Annotated in this window: 2 protein-coding genes; both read right to left on the bottom strand. The window is 38.9% G+C overall.

What is annotated here, in order from left to right; all coding sequences use genetic code 11:
* A partial coding sequence (locus tag L652_RS0100715) for a metallophosphoesterase (protein WP_024596012.1) occupies positions 1-2246 on the bottom strand: 2246 nt, incomplete at its 3' end.
* A 147-nt stretch (positions 2247-2393) separates the two neighbouring features.
* The coding region (locus L652_RS0100710) for an oligopeptide:H+ symporter (protein ID WP_024603185.1) at positions 2394-3182 on the bottom strand (789 nt) is incomplete at its 5' end.

The following is a 3182-nucleotide window of genomic DNA, read 5'->3' as shown; positions in this document are numbered from 1 at the left end:
TTGGCTTGCATAATTGCACGGTAAATATCTTTACCTTCTGCGGGCCAGTATAAATCCATAACCAAGGTGTAGTCAGACACCATTCCTTCATTTGCAAAGTCACCATTTGCTGGTGTGTTTAAATCAATAAGTAAGCCTTCTGTTGGAGCGTGGCGAGAAAACGCCATAACACCTGAAGGACCATCACTTAAATCATCAATATTTAATTGAGTAGTGGTGCTATATTGTGTCTCTGCAGTGCCCCAGTTTGTTTCATCTGGATCAAAGTAGCTAAGTACCGAAGGTCCAAAATCAGCTGCTAACGGGTTGTTAGTATCGTCAAAGTTCCATACGGTTACATTTGCTAAGTTGTTGCATGAATAAAGTTCGGTGTCACTGTCAAGGTGTAGGCACTGACTTGTTCTAGCACGTGCATATTTATCAAGTAGCCACCAAGCTTCAGCTATCGGTTCTACGTTTGAGAATGTAACACTATTAAAAAATAAATCAGGATTCAAAGCTGCTCCTTTAAATAGTGCAACTTCGTAATTATTAGTGGGTTGTATATCCTCAGGTTTAAGTAAAAACCAATCTGGTTGACTTGCAAACATCGTTGTTAAGTCGCTTCCCGATACAGTTACTTTATAAATAGAGTTAAACCCTGGCGTATTTGATGGCTGTCTTTCTACGTAAAAAGCTTTATGGAAGTCTTCTTGAGTAAGTGTGCCGGGTGTCCAGCGCTTTTGTACTAGTTCAGGATTAAGTAATGCTGCGCTAATTGTGCTTGAGTGTTTTGCGGCTAAGGCGGTTATTTCGGCTAGCTGCGCATCAGTTGGATAGTTTTCAGAAATAGCGATTTCAGTTTCTGCATCGGGAGCATAACGCCCCATTATCTCATCTATAGCTAGTTTTGTTGCCTCATCGCGTTCATCAATTGTATCGGTTTCAATCGTTTTGTAATCAACAACTGGGGATGATTTATCAGCTAAATTAAAATTAAGCGTTAAGTCCGTAATACCTTTAGCGTAAAAGTCCGGTTGTAAAACAATAGCGCCGTTATCAAGGGTTGTGTAGCTTTCCCCACCGTGTGTATGGCCGCCAAGTACTAAGTCTATACCGGGTACGTTTGTTGCCATATCAGTATCTTGGCCTACACCTAAATGGCTCAACATAATCATGTAATCTACATCATCACTGTATTGGTTTACGATGCTTTGTGCGATTTGTTGCCATTGCCAGCTCATTTTAAACTGTTTAATAAAATCAGGGATCGGATCATCTTGAATAGGTTCATCTAGCTCATTCCATGGCACTGAGGTCATGCCAAACACACCAAGTGTAATACATCCTACTTGAACTTTTGCAAATCCTACGCCTTCAAAATCTTGTAGTTGCTCTGCTTCATAACGAGTATTACTAGCAAGTACGATTGCATTCTCGTCTTGGGAATAACTTAGTAATTTTTCAGGGCCCCAAGCATAATCATGATTTCCAACGACTCGTAGGTCAAACTGCATTGCTTTAATAGCTTCTTCTGTCGCGGTACCTTGTGATAATTGCTCAGCAACGGTGCCTTTTTCATAGTCGTCACCACCGTTTGTAAATAAGGTGTGCGGAGTTTGGCTTGCTACTTGGTTGTAGTAGGCTTTGATCCGGCTGAAATATTGCTCTTCATAGCCAAAGCGAGCATGTAAATCTGCAACGTGAACAAACCTTACCGACTGCTCTGTTGCATTAGCGTCGCAAGTTGGGCCGATATTTGCGAAAGCTTCATTGCGCTGCATTTGTATTGCATATGTGCCCAGTGTTGTTACTTGAGCGCTAACAAACCCATCTAAAACTATTGAATTTGTAACAGTATCCCAATTAGCGCCCGATAGTTTTGCGATAAACAGTTGTCCGCCTAATGCATAGTCATCAGGGATTTTTATTGTAATGGTAATAGGTTTTTCAAGAGTAAGCGTGGAGGGCGTAAGCGCATGTAAATCAGAAATTATATTTTGTTGTATATTCGTCTCATCTAATAATGTTTTCTCGTAGGTAAGCTCTACATCACTAGAAATAGCACTGGAAGGTGCATTAAATATAAAATTGCCTTCGTCTAATGTAACGTCTAAACCATTAGCGCTTGATAGTGTTAATTTGCTAGGTTCAGGCTCAACAGGATCGTTTGGATTAACCGTCACTTCATCACCGCTACCACAGGCAGTTAGAATAAAGCTAAGAAATATAAATATAATAACACGTGATATCGTTAACGATTGCATCTACGGATGTCCTTGAGTCTATTCAATAACCAATCAGGATATAATATCAGTTAACGGGGGAAGGGCAAAGTTGAATAAAAAATTCCCCCATAGAAGCTATGGAGGAATTGTCTTAGGTTATATTGCTACATTTGAAAAAAACAATAATTAAGAGACTTTCTCTTCTAAACCTTGTTTTTCCCATACTTTAGCTTTAAAAGTCATTAGTACTAAAACAACACCAACACCAATGCTAAATAATGCAATTTGTAAGTATAAGTTAGGAATTTCATCAACATTATTCGGATCGAAATTACCAGCAAGTAAACCCGCAATAATATTACCAATCGAGTAAGTTAATACAAACACACCCATCATTTGGCCAGTGTAACGTTTAGGCGATAACTTACTTACAGCACTTAATGCTACAGGGCTTAAACAAAGCTCACCCACTGTATGTAAAAAGTACGTAGTAACAAGCCAGTAAGGCGCAACTTTTAAGCCTTCAGCTGCGTAATGAGCCGCCATAAACATAACTAAAAAGCCTGATGCCATGATAATTAAGCCAATTGCACACTTAACGCTATAGCTAGGTGATACTAAGCTTTTAGATAAGTTAATCCAAAGCGCTGCAAAAAATGGCGATAAAGTAATAATAAACAGTGAGTTTAATGATTGAAACCACGTTGTAGGGATTTCAAAAGTACCAATAAGGCGGTCAGTATAGTCGCGAGCAAATAAGTTTAATGATGAACCAGCTTGTTCAAAGCCAGACCAAAAACATGCAGATGCAATACATACTAAAAATAGTGCCCACATTCTTTGTTTTTCTGCATCTGTTAAATTACCTGTAAAGTAAATAACACCAAAATAAACAAAAAAGATAATAGTAAATACAATCGCTGTGTAACCTGCAACTACAGTTGGATTAATAACAATAGCGCCGGTCATTGCAGC

This window comes from Pseudoalteromonas sp. TB25 (genome assembly GCF_000497995.1).
Taxonomy (GTDB): domain Bacteria; phylum Pseudomonadota; class Gammaproteobacteria; order Enterobacterales; family Alteromonadaceae; genus Pseudoalteromonas; species Pseudoalteromonas distincta.
Note: the sequence above shows the minus strand (reverse complement) of the source record. Positions and strands in the feature narration are given on the sequence as shown.